This window comes from Caulobacter sp. BE254 (assembly GCF_031457295.1).
Classification (GTDB): domain Bacteria; phylum Pseudomonadota; class Alphaproteobacteria; order Caulobacterales; family Caulobacteraceae; genus Caulobacter.
Window position 1 is genome coordinate 40,122 of sequence record NZ_JAVDWJ010000018.1, and the last position, 17,015, is coordinate 57,136.

The 17,015-nt window shown below is 68.8% G+C and carries 14 protein-coding genes; 8 read left to right on the forward strand and 6 right to left on the reverse strand.

Features of this window, described 5'->3' with window-relative positions:
* Positions 1–16: 16 nt before the first annotated feature.
* The 5 genes from J2X41_RS22920 to J2X41_RS22940 all read right to left on the reverse strand — a co-directional run bounded on the left by J2X41_RS22920 (position 17) and on the right by J2X41_RS22940 (position 5,353).
* Positions 17–943 (reverse strand): acetyl-CoA carboxylase carboxyltransferase subunit beta, encoded by a 927-nt coding sequence (locus J2X41_RS22920; RefSeq protein WP_310086481.1) that lies wholly within the window; start codon positions 941–943, stop codon positions 17–19.
* Between the two features lie 11 nt (positions 944–954).
* Complete coding sequence (gene trpA / locus J2X41_RS22925) at positions 955–1,782, reverse strand: tryptophan synthase subunit alpha (RefSeq protein ID WP_310086382.1); 828 nt, start codon at positions 1,780–1,782, stop codon at positions 955–957.
* A 13-nt stretch (positions 1,783–1,795) separates the two neighbouring features.
* Positions 1,796–3,016 carry a tryptophan synthase subunit beta gene (gene trpB / locus J2X41_RS22930; RefSeq protein WP_310086386.1) on the reverse strand — a complete coding sequence of 407 codons (1,221 nt, stop codon included), beginning with the start codon at positions 3,014–3,016 and terminating at the stop codon, positions 1,796–1,798.
* A 16-nt stretch (positions 3,017–3,032) separates the two neighbouring features.
* Positions 3,033–3,677 carry a phosphoribosylanthranilate isomerase gene (locus J2X41_RS22935; RefSeq protein WP_310086388.1) on the reverse strand — a complete coding sequence of 215 codons (645 nt, stop codon included), beginning with the start codon at positions 3,675–3,677 and terminating at the stop codon, positions 3,033–3,035.
* 173 nt (positions 3,678–3,850) lie between these two features.
* A complete protein-coding gene (locus tag J2X41_RS22940) occupies positions 3,851–5,353 on the reverse strand; it encodes an HWE histidine kinase domain-containing protein (RefSeq protein ID WP_310086391.1) in 1,503 nt (500 codons plus the stop codon).
* 1,141 nt (positions 5,354–6,494) lie between these two features.
* Here J2X41_RS22940 and J2X41_RS22950 point away from each other — a divergent pair.
* Positions 6,495–7,742, forward strand: coding sequence for a PIN-like domain-containing protein (locus J2X41_RS22950; RefSeq protein ID WP_310086393.1), 1,248 nt, complete (start codon positions 6,495–6,497; stop codon positions 7,740–7,742).
* 60 nt (positions 7,743–7,802) lie between these two features.
* On the opposite strand, the gene J2X41_RS22955 is transcribed toward J2X41_RS22950, so the two are convergent.
* Positions 7,803–10,091, reverse strand: a complete 2,289-nt coding sequence (locus tag J2X41_RS22955) for an NADP-dependent malic enzyme (protein WP_310086395.1) — start codon at positions 10,089–10,091, stop codon at positions 7,803–7,805.
* Positions 10,092–10,347: 256 nt separating this feature from the next.
* On the opposite strand from J2X41_RS22955, the gene dapB reads away from it, so the two are divergent.
* The 7 genes from dapB (at position 10,348) to J2X41_RS22990 (ending at position 17,010) form a co-directional block, all read left to right on the forward strand.
* Positions 10,348–11,157 carry a 4-hydroxy-tetrahydrodipicolinate reductase gene (gene dapB, locus J2X41_RS22960; RefSeq protein WP_310086398.1) on the forward strand — a complete coding sequence of 270 codons (810 nt, stop codon included), beginning with the start codon at positions 10,348–10,350 and terminating at the stop codon, positions 11,155–11,157.
* 40 nt (positions 11,158–11,197) lie between these two features.
* On the forward strand, positions 11,198–14,521 hold the full coding sequence (locus J2X41_RS22965; protein ID WP_310086401.1) for a YdbH domain-containing protein: 3,324 nt from the start codon (positions 11,198–11,200) through the stop codon (positions 14,519–14,521).
* Positions 14,522–14,556: 35 nt separating this feature from the next.
* Entirely contained in the window at positions 14,557–14,733 is a 177-nt protein-coding gene (locus J2X41_RS22970; RefSeq protein ID WP_081684574.1) for a YnbE family lipoprotein, read from the forward strand.
* Positions 14,734–14,746: 13 nt separating this feature from the next.
* On the forward strand, positions 14,747–15,112 hold the full coding sequence (locus J2X41_RS22975) for a DUF1318 domain-containing protein (RefSeq protein ID WP_310086404.1): 366 nt from the start codon (positions 14,747–14,749) through the stop codon (positions 15,110–15,112).
* 267 nt (positions 15,113–15,379) lie between these two features.
* The gene (locus tag J2X41_RS22980; protein ID WP_310086407.1) at positions 15,380–15,805 is read left to right on the forward strand and encodes an Hsp20 family protein; all 426 of its coding nucleotides are present in this window, start codon (positions 15,380–15,382) and stop codon (positions 15,803–15,805) included.
* Positions 15,806–15,899: 94 nt separating this feature from the next.
* The gene (locus J2X41_RS22985; protein WP_310086409.1) at positions 15,900–16,169 is read left to right on the forward strand and encodes a DUF1150 family protein; all 270 of its coding nucleotides are present in this window, start codon (positions 15,900–15,902) and stop codon (positions 16,167–16,169) included.
* Positions 16,170–16,404: 235 nt separating this feature from the next.
* Positions 16,405–17,010 (forward strand): peptidylprolyl isomerase, encoded by a 606-nt coding sequence (locus J2X41_RS22990; protein WP_310086411.1) that lies wholly within the window; start codon positions 16,405–16,407, stop codon positions 17,008–17,010.
* Positions 17,011–17,015 lie beyond the last annotated feature (5 nt).

A 17,015-nucleotide genomic window follows, 5' to 3' on the forward strand; every position in this document is an offset into this window, starting at 1 on the left:
AGGGAAACGGGGTTGTTCAGGCGGCCTTCAGCGCCCGCCCCATCATCAGTGTGCCCAAGATCGACCCCAGCACCGCCGGCAGGTCCTTGCGCGGGGTCACGCGGTCGACCATGCCCTTCTCGACCAGGTATTCCGAGCGCTGGAAGCCTGGCGGCAGAGTCTCGCGGATGGTCTGCTCGATCACCCGCGGGCCGGCGAAGCCGATCAGGGCCCCCGGCTCGGCCAGGTGCACGTCGCCCAGCATGGCGTAGGAGGCGGTCACGCCGCCGGTGGTCGGGTCGGTCAGCACCACCACATAGGGCAGGCCGGCGTCCTTCATCTCGTTGATGGCCAGGGTGGTGCGGGCCATCTGCATCAGGGACAGCGCCCCTTCCTGCATCCGCGCGCCGCCGGCGGCGGTGAACACCACCAGCGGGACCTGGCGGGTGATCGCGGCCTCGGCGGCGGCGATGAAGCCTTCGCCCGCGGCCATGCCCAGCGAACCGCCCATGAAGGCGAAGTCCTGGACCAGGACCACCGCGTCGACGCCGCCGACCTTGCCGAAGCCGATGGCCATGGCGTCCTGCTCGCCGGTCGCCTTGCGGGCGGCGGCCAGGCGCTCCTTGTAGGGCTTGCCGTCCGAGAACTTCAGCGGGTCCTCGACCACGGCCGGGGTCGGCAGCACCTCGTGCACGCCGCCGTCGAACGTGTATTTGAAGCGCGCTTCGGGACCGATGCGCATGTGGCGTCCGGCCGGGGTGACCCACAGGGCCGCCTCCAGGTCGGAGCGGTAGATCATCTCGCCGGTGTCGGGGCACTTGACCCAGAGGTTCTCGGGCGTCTCGCGCTTGGCGAACGCGCCGCGCACGCCGGGCGCGATCCGCGACAGCCAGCCGCCGCGCCGCTCGGTCGCGACCTTGGTCTTGTCGCCCTTCTTGGGCCCCTGGGGTTCAGCCATCGCCATAGCCTTCAGCCTCACGCCATTTCGAGTCGCGCCGACCGCACAGCCTTAGCCAGCTCCGACGCCTTGAGAAGAACCTTCTCGGTCACGTTTTCGTTCACCTTGGCCGCGGATTCGATTTCGTCGACCAGGGCCGAGCCGACCACGGCGGCGTCGGCGATGCGGGCGACGGCGGCCGCCTGCTCGGCGGTGCGGATGCCGAAGCCGACGGCCACGGGCAGGCCCGAGGCGGCGCGCAGCCGGGCCACGGCCGGGGCCACGTCGCCGGCGTCGGCCGACTTGACGCCGGTCACCCCGGCCACCGACACGTAGTAGAGGAAGCCCGAGGTGCGGCGGACCACGGCCGGCAGGCGCGCGTCGTCGGTGGTCGGGGCGGCCAGGCGGATCAGCGAGACGCCGTGGGCCTCCAGGGCGTCGGCCAGGGGATCGGCCTCCTCCGGCGGGCAGTCGACGACGATCAGGCCGTCCACCCCGGCCTGGGCGGCCTCGCGGGCGAAGGTCTCGAAGCCCTTGTTCAGCAGCGGGTTCAGATAGCCCATCAGGATCAGCGGGGTGTCGTCGTCGCCCTGGCGGAAGGCGCGGACCAGGTCCAGCGTGCCGTTCAGGGTCATCTTCTGGGCCAGGGCGCGCTGGCTGGCGCGCTGGATGGTCGGGCCCTCGGCCATTGGGTCCGAGAACGGGAAGCCCAGCTCGATGATGTCGGCCCCGGCGGCCGGCAGGCCTTCCAGGATCGCCAGCGCCGTGGCGGCGTCGGGGTCCCCGGCCATCACATAGGAGACGAAGCCGGCCCGGTTCTCGGCCTTCAGCGCCGCGAACCGGCGGTCGATACGGTCTTTGGTCAAAGTCGCTCTAGCCCTAGATCGTCCGCCCGAGGGCGTCGGCCACGGTGAAGATGTCCTTGTCGCCCCGGCCCGACAGGCACAGCACGATCACCCCGCCCTCGCCGATCTCCTTGGCCAGCTGCGGCAGCTTGGCCAGGGCGTGGGCGCTTTCCAGGGCCGGGATGATGCCCTCGAGCTCGGCGCACAGCTGGAAGGCCGCCAGGGCCTCGTCGTCGGTGCAGGTCAGGTATTGGGCCCGGCCGACGTCGTGCAGGAACGAGTGCTCCGGCCCGATGCCCGGATAGTCCAGGCCGGCCGAGATCGAGTGGGCGTCCAGGATCTGGCCGTCGTCGTCCTGCAGCAGGTAGGTCTTGTTGCCGTGCAGCACGCCCGGGCGGCCGCCGGTCAGGGAGGCGGCGTGCTTGTCGGTCTCCAGCCCGTGGCCTGAGGCCTCGACGCCGAAGATCTTGACGCTCTCGTCGGCCAGGAAGGGGTGGAACATGCCGATGGCGTTCGAGCCGCCGCCGACGCAGGCCACGACCGCGTCGGGCAGACGGCCTTCCAGTTCCTGGATCTGCTGGCGGGTCTCATTGCCGATCACCGCCTGGAAGTCGCGGACCATGGCCGGATAGGGGTGAGGGCCGGCGGCGGTGCCGATCATGTAGTAGGTGTCGGCCACGTTGGTGACCCAGTCGCGCATGGCCTCGTTCATGGCGTCCTTCAGGGTCGCAGCCCCCGAGGTCACCGGGCGAACTTCGGCGCCCAGCAGGTTCATGCGGAAGACGTTGGGCTTTTGCCGGGCGACGTCGACGGCGCCCATATAGACCACGCAGGGCAGGCCGAAGCGCGCCGTCACGGTGGCCGAGGCGACGCCGTGCTGGCCCGCGCCGGTCTCGGCGATGATCCGGGTCTTGCCCATGCGCTGGGCCAGCAGGATCTGGCCCATGCAGTTATTGATCTTGTGCGCGCCGGTGTGGTTCAGCTCCTCGCGCTTGAAGTAGATCTTGGCCCCGCCGAGATGGCGGCTCAGGCGCTCGGCGAAATAGAGCGGCGACGGGCGGCCCACATAGTGGGTCAGGTAGCCGGCCAGCTCCTTCTGAAAGCTGGGGTCGTTCTTGGCCTCGGTATAGGCGCGGTCCAGCTCGAGCACGAGCGGCATCAGGGTCTCGGCCACATAGAGGCCGCCGTAGTCGCCGAAGCGGCCCTTGGCGTCCGGATAGGCGGACCAGTCGTTAGGTTTCACCGAAGCGTTCACGGGCTCGTTCCAGACGTCAGGCGCGTTTGACGGCGTCCAGGAACGCCGTGATCAGAGCCGGGTCCTTTAGGCCGGGACCCCGCTCGACGCCAGAGGAAACGTCCACTAGCGGCGCGCCGGAGGCCCGGACCGCCTCGGCGACGTTCCACGGATCCAGCCCGCCGGCCAGGAAATGCGGGCGAGAAAATCGCCGGCCATCCAGCAGGCTCCAGTCGAACCTTGCGCCGGTGCCGCCGGGCAGGGTGGATCCTTCCACGGGTCTCGCGTCGAACATCAGGTGCTCGGCGACGCCGTCGAAGGCCCGGGCCTGGTCGACGTCGGCGGCCGACGAGACCGAGAAGGCCTTGATCACCCCGGCGCCGGAGCGCTGGGCGATCTCGCGGACCCGGGACGGGGTTTCCTTGCCGTGCACCTGGATCAGGTCGGGCTTGAGCGTGGCCATCAGCCGGTCGACCAGGGCGTCGTCGGGATCGACGGTGACGGCCACGGTCTTGACCGGGCCCTGGCGCAGCGGCGCGGCCAGCCGGGCGGCGGCCTCGGGGTCGAGGTTGCGCGGGCTTTTGGCGAAGAAGATGAAGCCGACATAGGCCGCCCCGCCGGCGACGGCGGCGGCGACGCTCTCGGCCGTGGACAGCCCGCAGATCTTGGCCCGGATGGTCATGGGGGGGAGGTACGGCGGGCGGGGGCTTGGCGCAAGGGCTCGTCCACTTGCCCCCACCTGACCGCTTCGCGGTCTGTCCGCCCCCATAGGGGGCGGAGCCTTCGCGCTTAGGCTCTTCCCCCTTTGGGGGAAGACGATCGCGAAGCGATCCGTAGGGGGCAAGCGTTCGCCGCCTAACCCCCAAGCGGCCCCGCTCCCTCCACCGGGTCCGACAAGGTGGCGCGCATGGTGCAGACCAGGCCCTCCGGCCGGTAGTCCATGGTCGCCGCGCCCTTCAGCTCGCCGCGCAGGCTGCGCTCGATCAGCCGCGAGCCGAAGCCGCGGCGGCGGGGCGGGGCCACGGGCGGGCCGCCGGTCTCGGTCCAGGCCAGGGCCAGGTCGCGGGTCGCTGCGTCATAGGTCCAGCTCAGCACCACCCGGCCCTCGCCGCTGACCCCCTCGCCGCTGGACAGCGCCCCGTACTTCAGGGCGTTGGTGGCCAGTTCGTGGAAGATCAGGGCCATGGTCAGGGCCCCGCCCGGCGCCAGCCAGACCGGCGGGCCGTCGATCGTCAGGCGCTCGGCGCCCTGCGTCGGCGGGGTGAACGGCGCCAGGGCCCGCTCGGCCACGTCGCGCAGCCCCGCCCCGTGCCAGCTCTCGCGGGTCAGCACGTCGTGCACCTGCGACAGACCCAGCAGCCGCGACTCGAACTTCTCGAACGCCGTCAGCGGGTCGGGCTCGGTCTTCAGGGTCTGGCTGGCCATCGACTGGACGGTGGCCAGGGTGTTCTTCACCCGGTGGTTCAGCTCGTTGATCAGCAGGCGCAGCTGGCCCTGGTAGCGCTGCTGCTCGGCCTCGACCTGCTTGCGGGCGGTGATGTCGGAGATGATCACCACCAGGTAGGGCCGCCCGTCGCCGGGATCGACCCGCGAGGCGGTGACATGCACCCAGACCGGCCCGTCGCGGCCGTCGACCCGCCGCTCGAGCGCATAGGTGTCGATCTCGCCGGCCAGCAGGGCCAGGCCCTGGGTGACCGCGGTGGCGACATTGTCCTCGCCCGGCGCGATGTCCATGAAGGTCGAGGCCAGCAGGGTTTCGCGGTCGCGGCGGGTGATGGCGCAGAACTTGTCGTTGACCTCCAGGAACCGGCCGCTGCCCGACACCCGGGCCACGCCCATCGCCGCCTGGTCGAACACCGCCCGGTAGCGGGCCTCGGCCGCCTGCAGCCGCTGGCGGGCCTGCACCGCGGCGGTGACCATCTCGGTATAGAGCACCAGCCCGCCGATCCGGCCGTCGTCGGTGCGCCAGGGGGCCATCGACCAGCGCACCCAGTGCACCCGGCCCTCGCCGTCGACATAGCGGTCGCCCTCGTCCTCGCGCAGCTCGACCCCCTCGGCCAGGACTTGGGCGTGCTTGTCGCGCCAGAACTGCGGGATCTCCGGGAAGACGTCGTAGTGGCGGCGGCCCAGCAGCGGGGTGTCGGGCGACATGCCCTGGTCGGTCAGGTACTGGCGCGAGGCGGCCAAGTAACGCATCTGGTCGTCGAAGATGGCGATGCCCATCGGCGCGTGCTTCAGGGCCGTGGTCACGCTGGGCGAGACGGGGGGCGCCGCCGCCGGGGACGGCATGTCCTCCGGGGCGTTCTGGACGGCGTCCTCGAGCGTGTCCTCGATCTCGGTCGGCGATCGCGCGGCCATCGCGCTCCTTTGCTCGGCTCGTTCGTGCGGGCGCGCCATCTTGCTCAGGTTGCAGCGGCTGTCGATGGGGCAATCTCGCGCAGTGGATTGATTTCGCGACGGATCCCCGCCCCTCCCCCCGTGGGGGAGGCGATCGCGCAGCGATCGGTGGGGGGAGTTTTGGGGTCGAAGATCGTAGAACGGGCCATCGGCCGATCACTCCCCCCTCCGTCGGCTTCGCCGACACCTCCCCCACAGGGGGAGGATCTTGGATGCACGATCTCTCGTCCTCACGCGGCTAGCCGCTGAGCTATCGGAAAGGGACGCGGAGCGCCGGACATCGTCCGGAGTTCTTTAAGTTGTTACCGTTTCGACGAAGCCGATCGCTCCGCGCGCTCGTTTTCCGCCAGCGTCCGGTGGGCAGCCCTGTTGAGGCTTAGCCGGACCCGGTCTCGATCCCTTTCGGGAGAAACCGGACGCCGGGGGCGCGGGCCTATGGGCATACTCGCGCTTTGTCCCCGTGCGACGCCGACGGCGGGCGGGGCCTGCAACGCCAGGCTCCCCGGACACGCTGGAGTAACCCCCTCCAGCCCAGTCCCGCTCGATCGCCCCCCGCCGCCGCATCGGTCGCTGGCCATGCGCCCTTTCCCCGCGACGAGGTGGGATCAGGATAAGGGCGGTCTGGGAGGGTGGGGATCAAATCGGGTCGAGAAAGTTCAGGGCGTTGAAATCGCGGAAGTTTGTCCGCTATCCGCCGAGCATAAGTCATTTCGAACCCTCTCCCGTGGGGAGAGGGAGGGGCCCGCCGCGCAGCGGTGGGAGGGTGAGGGCGTAAGCCGCCGGCCGGCGCGCCGGCAGGGCGTTCGTGAGAAACCGGACAGGGCGTCACCCCTCTCCCTCCCACGCTTCGCGCGGGCCCCACCCTCTCCCCTCCGGGAGAGGGTGCGCCAACCGCCGCCCCCTTCGCCCGGCCGGACCGCCCCGGCGGCCACGCCACGCCCAGAGCTCCAATTCCACCAAGGGTTTCAGGATGTGGCGTCATCCGCTGGGGGGGCGGATGGCCAGAGTAGAATTTTTATCCGTCCGCAACTTTGAAGGTTGCTGGGCCGTGACTTATGGTTAAGCTCCAGTCAATCGGCATTTCATCGGTCGGCTATAAAAAATGAAGACGAAGTTCAATTGGTATCTTGAGCCCAGCTCAGACGAGATCAGGCGCGTATGGCGCAATGGCATTTTGACTTTAGACGCAAATGTTCTGCTGGATCTTTATAGATACCATACTCAAACTAGAGAAAATTTGCTGACCGCGATCGAGGGTTTTGGAAAAAGGGTTTGGATATCGAACCAGTCAGCCAGGGAATTCATCAGGAATAGAAAAAATGTAATCGCGTCGGCAGAAAGAACGTTCCGTGATGCGTCGAAATCGCTGGACGAATTGTCTTCCAATATTGGTGGAGTCATAGGAAATCTGCGAGGCTTCCGTCTTGTTCCAAGGTCGGGATTGGATATTTTGGGCGAGAAGATATTGTCTGCTATTTCAGAGTCCAAAGAAATGGTAAAGTCGGCGCAAGAAAGTCATCCAAACTACCTAAGAGAAGATGATATCTTGAAAAGGATACTAAAGGTATTTGACGGCCGTGTTGGCGAGGCATTTGACGAGGTAGATTATGCTGCCGCTATAGTTGAGGCGCAGCGACGAATGGCGGAGAAGATTCCTCCGGGATACATGGACGACGACAAAGATGCGGAGCGTCCATATGGCGATTTCATGCTCTGGAGACAAACGCTTGAATTTTCCAAATCTTCCTCTTCGCCTATAGTATATGTGACTTCAGAGAAGAAGGAAGATTGGTGGGAAGTTAGGTCCGGGAAAACCATGGGCCCAAGAATTGAGCTGATGGAGGAGGCCTTTCGATATACGGGGCAACGAATAATTATATATCAAACGGACTCATTTCTCGAGGTTTCATCAAGTCAATCTGGGAAGGAGATTGACGCTACTGCATTGGAGGAGATCCGCGAGATAGGATCTCGGCGTATCCATAGAAAGCTGTCTGATGCTGCGGTTCGTGTGCGCCAATATGTCCAGGAAGCAGATATGCTGGATAACAGCGGGATCTTAGAGATCGAACTTCTGAGGCCCGTACACATGATGACTGGATCCGGAGCGTTCGACCCTCATATGGATTCCGTACCCGAAGTAAATGTAGAAGTTATCAGCAGTCCGATTGGGGCACCAGAATTACAAGTTAGGGCAGCCACGGGAACCAAGTATGACTTTAACGTTCACATGCGGTCGGCGGAAAAGGGCGTGCACCTTCCAGTTGGCGTATACCAGGTAAGGTACTACGCTAACGGATGGTCAGGAATACTGGAGAGTATTGGCGACGTCGACGAACCTACAGAGTAAAAAAGCTCTCTTTTTCAGTGCGATGCTATATGGGCCGGCGGGACGTAATGCCGGTACCCCCTACTCCGCCGCCGACAGATCCCCCGCCCCCTCGTACGCCGCCATCATCGCCATGTTCAGAATCTTCGACACCGACGCGCTCAACGGCGCGATCTGGACCGGCTTGCCCAGGCCCAGCAGCACCGGACCGATCACCGTCGCCCCGCCCAGCGACTGCACCAGCTTGGTGGCGATCGAGGCCGAGTGGATGGCCGGCATGACCAGGATGTTGGCGCTGTCGGTCAGGCGCATGAACGGGTAGTTGGCGCGCTTTTCCGGGTCCAGCGCCAGTTCGGGCGGCATCTCGCCCTCGTACTCGAAGTCGACGTCCATCTCGTCGAGCATGGCCACGGCCTCGCGCACCTTGTCCGAGCGCTCGCCCATCGGGTTGCCGAAGGTGGAATAGCTCATGAAGGCCACGCGCGGCTTGAAGCCCAGGCGCTTGACGGCGCGGGCGGCCTCGCAGGCGATCTCGACCAGCTCGTCGGCGTCGGGCAGTTCGGTGACGTTGGTGTCGGCCACGAACACGGTGCGGCCCTTGGCCAGGACGACGGACATGCCCATGATCCGGCCGCCGGGGGCCGGGTCGACGACGCGCAGCACCTCCTCCAGGGCCTGGTCGAAGCTGCGGGTGACGCCGGTGACCATGCCGTCGGCCTCGCCCAGGGTGACCATCGAGGCGGCGAAGCTGTTGCGGTCCTGGTTGATCAGCCGCTGGACGTCGCGCTTCAGGTAGCCCTGGCGCTGCAGGCGCTTGTACAGATAGTCGACATAGTCGGGATTGCGGTCGCTGAGCCGGGCGTTGTGGATCTCCAGGCCCGCGGTGGCCGGGTCCAGACCGACGACGCGCATGTTCTCGTGCACCAGGTTCTCGCGGCCGCAGAGGATGGCCTTGCCGAAGCCGCCGGTCTGGTAGGCGTAGGCGGCGCGGATCACCGACGGGTCCTCGCCCTCGGCGAAAACGATGGTCTTGGGGTTGGCCAGCACGGCGCCGCTGATCTTCTGCAGGAAGCCGGCGGTGGGGTCCAGGCGCTGGGCCAGGCTGGCGCGATAGGCGTCCATGTCGGCGATCGGCCGGCGGGCCACGCCGGTGTCCATGGCCGCCTGGGCCACGAACGGCGGCACGTACCAGATCAGCCGCGGGTCGAAAGCCGAGGGGATGATGTATTGCGGGCCGAACTTCAGCTGGCGGCCGTGATAGGCGGCGGCGACCTCGTCGGGCACGTCCTCGCGGGCCAGCATGGCCAGGGCGTTGGCGCAGGCGATCTTCATCTCGTGATTGACCCGCCGGGCCCGCACGTCCAGGGCGCCGCGGAAGATGTAGGGGAAGCCCAGGACGTTGTTGACCTGGTTGGGATAGTCGCTGCGGCCGGTGCCCATGATCGCGTCCTTGCGGATGGCGTGCACCTCCTCCGGGGTGATCTCCGGGTCCGGGTTGGCCATGGCGAAGATCACCGGGTTGGGCGCCATGCTGGCGATCATCTCGGGGGTGAAGGCGCCCTTGGCCGAGAGACCCAGCAGCACGTCGGCGCCCTTGACCGCCTCGGCCAGGGTGCGCAGCGGCGTGTCGACCGCGTGGGCGCTCTTCCACTGGTTCATGCCCTCGGTGCGGCCCTGGTAGAGCACGCCCTTGCTGTCGACGGCGATGACGTTCTCGGGCCGCACGCCCATGGCCTTGATCAGCTCCATCGAGGCGATGCCGGCCGCGCCGGGGCCGTTGAGCACCACCTTCACGTCGGCCAGGTTCTTGCCGGTGATGTGGCAGGCGTTGATCAGGCCGGCGGCGCAGATGATCGCCGTGCCGTGCTGGTCGTCGTGGAACACCGGGATGTCGAGCAGCTCCTGCAGCTCGGTCTCGATGCGGAAGCATTCGGGGCTCTTGATGTCCTCCAGGTTGATGCCGCCGAAGGTGACGCCGATGTTCTTGACGACGGTGATGATCTCGTCGGCGTCCTTGGAGCTGATCTCGATGTCGATGGAGTCGACGTCGCCGAAGCGCTTGAACAGCACCGACTTGCCCTCCATCACCGGCTTGGAGGCCAGAGCCCCCAGGTCGCCGAGGCCCAGGATCGCGGTGCCGTTGGAGATCACCGCCACCAGATTGCCCTTGGAGGTGTATTCGTAGGCCATGTCCGGGTCGGCGGCGATGGCGTGGACTGGCACGGCGACGCCGGGGGAATAGGCCAGGGAGAGGTCGCGCTGGGTGGCCATCGGCTTGGTGGCGACGACGCCGATCTTCCCGGGCGTGGGATAGCGGTGGAAGTTCAGCGCTTCCTCGTCCGTGAAGGTCTTCTTTTCCGCGTCGCTCATTGGCGCGTTTCCCCTGTCCTGATGTCCTGCAGTCACACATGCTGGAGGCGCCGAACGATGCGACGCGCCCTTATGGGGCCGCACCGTAGCGACCGGGCGGGGGCGTAACAACCTCGGGCGCTTGAAGTTTTTTGACGCAAACGCTTGTTCTGCTTGGGATTGCGCCTGTCCAGCGTTGTCATCCGGCCGCTGTTTTCCTTGACCTGAGGGGGCGGGTCGGGAGACTAACCGGCCGCGCCACTCCCGGGAGATCGCCTTGAGCCAGAACGACTTAGCCGCGCCGTCCAGCGCCGCCGAAGGTACCGTTACCATCGCCCTGGCCGGCGCGCTGGGCCGGATGGGCCAGGCCCTGGCCAAGACGCTGGACGGGCGGGCCGACGCGGTGGTCGTGGCGCGATTTGATCGTCCTGGCGCGGTCGGCGAGGGCCTGGTCGAGCGCGACGCGGCGCTGAAGGCCGCCGAGGTGGCCATCGACTTCACCATCCCGGAGGCGTCGGTCGCCCTGGCCGAGGCGGCGGCGGCGAACGGGGGTCCCGCCCTGGTCATCGGCTCGACCGGCTTTTCCGACGACCAGAACGCCCGCATCGCCGCGGCGGCGACCAGGGTGGCGATCGTCAAGTCCGGCAACTATTCGCTGGGCGTCAACATGCTGATGGGCCTGGTCCGGCAAGCCGCCGCCGCCCTGCCCGCCCGCGACTGGGACGTCGAGGTCCACGAGGCCCACCACAAGCGCAAGATCGACGCCCCCTCCGGCACCGCCCTGATGCTGGGTCAGGCGGCGGCCGACGGGCGCGGCGTAGGCCTGGGCCAAGTGGCCGACCGCGGCCGCGACGGCATGACCGGCCCGCGCAAGGAAGGGGCCATCGGCTTCTCGGTGGTGCGCGGCGGTGGGATCATCGGCGAGCACAGCGTGATCTTCGCCGGCGAGGAGGAGGTGCTGACCCTGTCGCACTCGGCCACCGACCGGGGCCTGTTCGCGCGGGGCGCGGTCGCCGCCGCCTTGTGGGTCAAGGGAAGGCCGCCCGGACTCTACGACATGCAGGACGTGCTGGGTTTCGAAAACTAAGGCCTAACAATCGCCGCAGCTTGCGGCATTGTGCCCCCTGATGGCCGAGACCCCACCGCCAGAGCCCCAAGCCGACGCCAAGCCGTCCTCACCCTCGCGGTTGCGCCGCGCGGCGCTGGTCGACGCCGGCCTGGAGGCGATGAGCCTGGCCGCCCTGGCCTTCGTGGCCATCGGCTTCTCCGCCTATGCCGGCCGCCGCGAGATCAGCCGCGAGCTGGCCCTGGCCTGGCTGAACGACAAGGGGATCGAGGCCAACGTCGACCTGGACGACCTGGACGCCACCGGCTTCGCCGGCGCCATCCGCCTGGGCCCGAAGAACGCGCCGGTGTTCTCGGCCGAGCGGATCGAGGTGGCCTACGACCTGGCCTCGCCGTGGACCGGCGGCAAGTTCGCGCTCAACACGCGGGCCGTGCGGCTGGTGCGGCCCCGGGTCAACGCCCGGCTGGACCAGAACGGCCTGAACTTCGGGATCCTGCAGCCGCTGATCGACGAGGCGCTGAAGTCGCCGGCCGAGCCGTCGGCGCCGGGCCCGGCCATCCTGATCGAGGACGCCCGGGTGCTGCTGCGCACCCCCGGCGGCCCGGCCCGCCTGACCGGCGACGCCAGCCTGGACGACGGCAAGCTGCTACGCTTCGACGGCCGGCTGGCGGCCATGCGCTACGCGACGCCGGCCCTGTCGTTCGAGGCCGACGGGGCACTGGTCAAGGCCCGCAAGCGCGGCGACCGGCTGACGGTCGACGTCCAGCTGGGCCTGAAGACCTTCAGCGCCGGCCAGCTGGACCTGACCGAGGCGCAGGGGACCCTGCAGGCCGACCTGACCTATCCGGACCTCAAACAGCTGTCGATGATCGGCCCGGCCGAGGCGCGGCTGGCCCTGCAGGCTCGCGGGGCCGAGGTCGAGGCCGCCAGCCTGGGCGGGCTTGAGGCCAACCTGGCGGTGTCGGGCCTGCTGAGCGGCGATTTGCGGCGCGGCGGTCTGGTCGGCAAGACGACCCTGCACGCTCGCGGCGAGCGTTTGACGGCCCAGGGCCTGGACAGCCGCGACGTGGTCGCCGACCTGGACCTGTCGAACCTGGCCCTGACCTACGATCCCAATGGCCTGCGCGGCTCGGCCCGCACGCGCCTGACCGCCAACGCCGAGCGGGCGGTGGCCGGCGGGGCGGCCCTGTCGCGCACGGCGCTGGAGGTCCAGTCCTCCAGCCTGACCCTGGTCTCGGACAAGGCGCGGAGCACGATCGGCGGACCGCTGTCGGCGACGATCGGCAGCGGCCGCGCGGCGATGGGCGGGGTCGTGCTGTCCGACCTGACCGCTGACGGCCGGGGCCGGTTCTCGGCCGGGACCGACGGGATCGCCCTGGCCCTGGACGCCCGCGCCGACGCCGACGGGGCCATGAGCGGGCCGGACGCCCAGCGCGTCACCGAGGCCCTGCCCAATCCGGACTACGCCCAGGCCGCGGCCCGGGCCCTGTCGCGGTTCGCCCTCAGCGCCCCGGCCCTGAAGCTGGGGATCACCGGCGGTCAGACGATCCTGTCCCTGCCCCGCCCCGTCGCCCTGACCGCCGCCAGCGGCGCCAAGGTGGTGCTGGACGCGCCCGGCGGCCCGCTGGTCGCGGCGCGCGGTGAGGCGGCCAGCGGCCGGGCGGCGGTCGCCCTGGGCGGCGGCGGCCTGCCCGAGATCACCCTGAAGGTCCCCAGCTGGCGCTCGAACGCCGCGGGCCTGACCAGCGACGTGGTCGTGGCCGGGGCCGTGGACGTGCCGCCGTTCATCGGCGTGGGCGGAACCCTGGCCGGCCGGGCCCAACTGGCCGGCGGCGGGCTGAGCATCCGGTTGAACGGCTGCACGCCGATGACCGCCAAGGCCATCGCCATGGGCGAGCCGCCGATCAGCGACGTAACCTTCAAGCTGTGCCCGACCGCCCAGCCCCTGGTCACGGCCAGCGGCGGGCTGTGGCGCGCCTCGGCCCTGGTCCGCGACGGCGCGGCCATGGTCAATGTCGCCCAGGCGCGGCTGGAGGAGGTCGAGGCCAGCTTCGTCGGCGGCGGGCGCGGCTTCGACACGGCCCAGGTCAAGGTCACCGGCGGCCGTGTGGTCGAGGCCTCGACCGAGGACAAGCGCTTCGAGACCATCGCCGCGACCGGCGAGGTCGACCTGGCGCGCGGCCAGTGGACCGGCGCCCTGGACGGCAAGACCCTGAACGGCCGGCCGCTGGGTCGGGTGACGATCCGCCACGACGTGGCCAGCGGCCGCGGCCAGGCCGACATCGACGCCTCGACCCTGACCTTCGCCAAGGGCGGGCTGCAGCCGCTGGAGCTGACGCCCCTGGCCGTGGTCGCCCGCGACGCGGAAGGCCCTGTCGTGTTCACCGGCCGCTTCGCCTGGCACGACGAGATCATGACCAGCGAAGGCCGGGCGTCGACCACGGGCCTCGACTTCAAGAGTCCGCTGGGCCCGGCCCACCGGCTGAAGGGCGAGATCGTCTTCGACAGCCTGGCCCCGCTGACCGCCGCGCCCGGCCAGGTCGTGACCCTGGACAGCATCGACGCCGTCGTGCCGATCCAGTCGATCCGGGCCAGCTTTGGCCTCGGCGCCGAGGCCCTGCACCTTGAGGCGACCACCTTCGAGGCCTCGCAGGGCAAGATCAGCATCGAGCCGTTCGACGTGCCGCTGGACGGCAAGGGCGCGATGAAAGGGGTGGTCAACATCGCCGGCCTGGACCTGGGCCAGCTGGTCGCCGGCTCGTCCCTGTCCGACAAGGTCAAGATCGAGGCGATCGTCGACGGCCGCCTGCCGTTCGAGGCCAGCCCGGACGGCTTCCGCTTCGTCGACGGCAAGGTCTACGCCACCGGCCCCGGCCGGCTGTCGATCGCCCGCGAGGCCCTGACCGGGGTCGAGGCGGGCCAGGGCACGATCGATCCGGCCGACCCGCTGACCGCGCCCAAGGCCGTTCCGGTCAACGCCATCCAGGACTTCGCCTACCAGGCGATGGAGAACCTGCATTTCGAGACCCTGGAGGCCGGGGTCAACAGCACCGAAAAAGGCCGGCTGGGCGTACTGTTCCACATCAAGGGCGAGCACGACCCCAAGGTGGCCGAAAAGGCCCGGATCGGCCTGATGGAGCTGCTGAACGGCAGCGCCTTCCAGCGCCGCATCCCCCTGCCGGCCAAGACGCCGGTCGACCTGACCCTGGATACGTCGCTAAACTTCGACGAGCTGATCGCGGCGGCCAAGCGCGCCTGGGAGGAAGCCCAGGCTCGCGCGGCCGCGGCCTCGGCGGCGACCCCGCCCCCGCCTACACCCTCTACGTCGCCTACGCCCCAGCTTACGCCGACCCCGCCGCCGCGTTCAGGCACGGTTCAGCCTTGAAGCCGCACATTCCCCGAGAACTGGAGACACCCGCCATGAAGCGCGCCCTGATCCTTCCCCTCCTCGCGGTGGGCGCCCTCGCGGCGTGCACACCGACGGTGCGGGTGAAGGTCGACCCGATCAACATCTACGCCAAGCTGGACGCCAATGTGCGCGTGCAACTGGACAAGGAAGTCCAGTCCGCGATCCAGCAAAACCCCAACCTGTTCTAAGAGAGGAACCGACATGATCCGCAAGACTATGACGGTCCTGGCCCTGGCCGCTTCGCTGGGCGCCGCCGTGAGCTTCGTGGCCCTCCCAGCCCTGGCCCAGTCGGCCGCCGCCAAGGCCGCCGTCGACGCCGGCAAGGCAGCGGGCGTCGTGGGCGAACAGGCCGACGGCTTCCTGGGCGTGGTCTCGGGCGGCGACGCCGCCCTCCGCGCCGCCGTGGCCGAGATCAACGCCGGCCGCGCGGCCGTCTACAAGGACACCGCCGCCAAGACCGGGGTCACCGCCGAAGCCGCCGGCCAGGCCACCGCCAAGCAGCTCTACGCCCGCCTGGCGCCCGGCCAGTACTGGAAGCCGCTGAACGGCGGCTGGACGAAGAAGTAGGCGAACGGCCAAGGCCGGTCCTCCCCTGTGGGGGAGGCGGCCGAAGGCCGGTGGGGGGAGTTTGCGCAGGCGGCCGCGACCACGGTCGACGCCGTACCGCTCCCCCTCCGTCGCCCGTCGGGCGACACCTCCCCCACAGGGGGAGGACCTTGGGTTCCTCTTGAACCCGCCCTCGCGAGTCGCCACCTAGGTATCACGTTGCGAGGCCCGGGCGCCGACTTCGGGCCTGGTCCTCGCGAACGAAGTCGCTTGAGCGAGGACTTCGCGATGACCCGGACGATCCTGTTCGACAGCCCCTTCCTGCTGGGCTTCGAGCACACCAGAGACCTGATCGAGCGCGCGGCCAAGGCCGCCGCCGAAGGCTATCCGCCCTACAATGTCGAGCAGGCCGAGGACGGCGGGGTGCGCATCACCCTGGCGGTCGCCGGCTTCTCGCCCGACCAGCTGCAGGTCACCGTCGAAGGCGGCCAGCTGGTGGTGGCGGGGCGGCGCGACGCCGAGGGCAAGCCCGAGGCCGACAAGGCCTATCTGCATCGCGGCATCGCCGCCCGCGGCTTCCTGCGGACCTTCGTGCTGGCCGACGGCATGGAGGTCACGGCCGCCACGCTCGAGCACGGCCTGCTGCACGTCGACCTGGCCCGTCCCGAGCCTGAACGGCTGGTCCGCCGCATCCCGATCCGCTCGGCAGGCTGATCGCCCGCCGCCAAGCCCTCGCTTGATGTCCCCATGGCCGCGGTCTGAACCTAGACGCGACACGGGGCGTTCCCCTTTTGAAGGAGGTGGTCTTATGACACCCAACCCCGCTACACCGTTCTTCACCACCGAGGCCTTCGCGGCCCTGGGCGCCCCGGATCTGGTCTATGTGCGCCCGATCAAGGCGGCGGAGATCCTGGCCGACGTGCCGGTCGGCGTGACCGACGAGGTGGAGTTGTCGCCGGACCAGACCCTGTACGCGGTGTGCCGCGCCGACGGCGCGCGCCTGGCGGTGCTGACCGACAAGGATTCCGCTATCGCCGCCGCCCTGGCCCACGAGCTGGCGCCGGTCTCGGTGCACTGATCCATTCGACAACCGGTCGCTTTTTCGACCGAAGCCATCGTCCCGTCTCTTGCGCGGGAGGAAATCCTCGTCCTTCGACAGGCTCAGGATGAGGATTGCCACTGAACCGCCGTCCAATTCGTCCTCATCCTGAGCCCGTCGAAGGACGAGGACGGCCGCACCGTTCGGTCTTGTCGACGCGCCCTGTCGACGCGGAGTAAGAAGTCTCGACCGACGACAGGGCGAGGACGACGGAATGAGCGAGACGGGGATCGGACGCCGAGGGCTGTTGGGCGTCGCCGGATTGTTGATCGCGGGCCCCGCCTGGGCCGCGGCCCCCAAGCCCCGCGTGGCGATCCAGACCGACCATGGGACGATCGTCGTCGAGCTGGAGAACGGCAAGGCGCCGATCACCGCCGCCAACTTCCTGCGCTATGTCGACGCCCATAAATACGACGGCGGGACTTTCTATCGGGCCTCCAAGACCAAGGGCGTCAAGGGCGCGGGCTCGATCCAGGGCGGGCCGCCCGACCGGGTGCGCCGCTTCGCCCCCATCGCCCACGAAAGCACCCGGACGACGGGGATCAAGCACCGGGCCGGGACGATCTCCATGGCCCGCAACGCCCCCGGCACGGCCACCTGCGACTTCTTCATCTGCGCCAGCCCCCAGCCCTACCTGGACGCTCACCCCGGCGCGGCGGGCGACAACCAGGGCTTCGCGGCGTTCGGCGGCGTGGTCCAGGGGCTGGACGTGGTCAAGATGATCCTCGCCCTGAAGGCCGATGGCCCGGCCCTCTATCCGACCATGAAGGGCCAGATGCTGAACCCGCCGGTGAAGATCATCGGCATGAAGCGGATCTAAAGCCA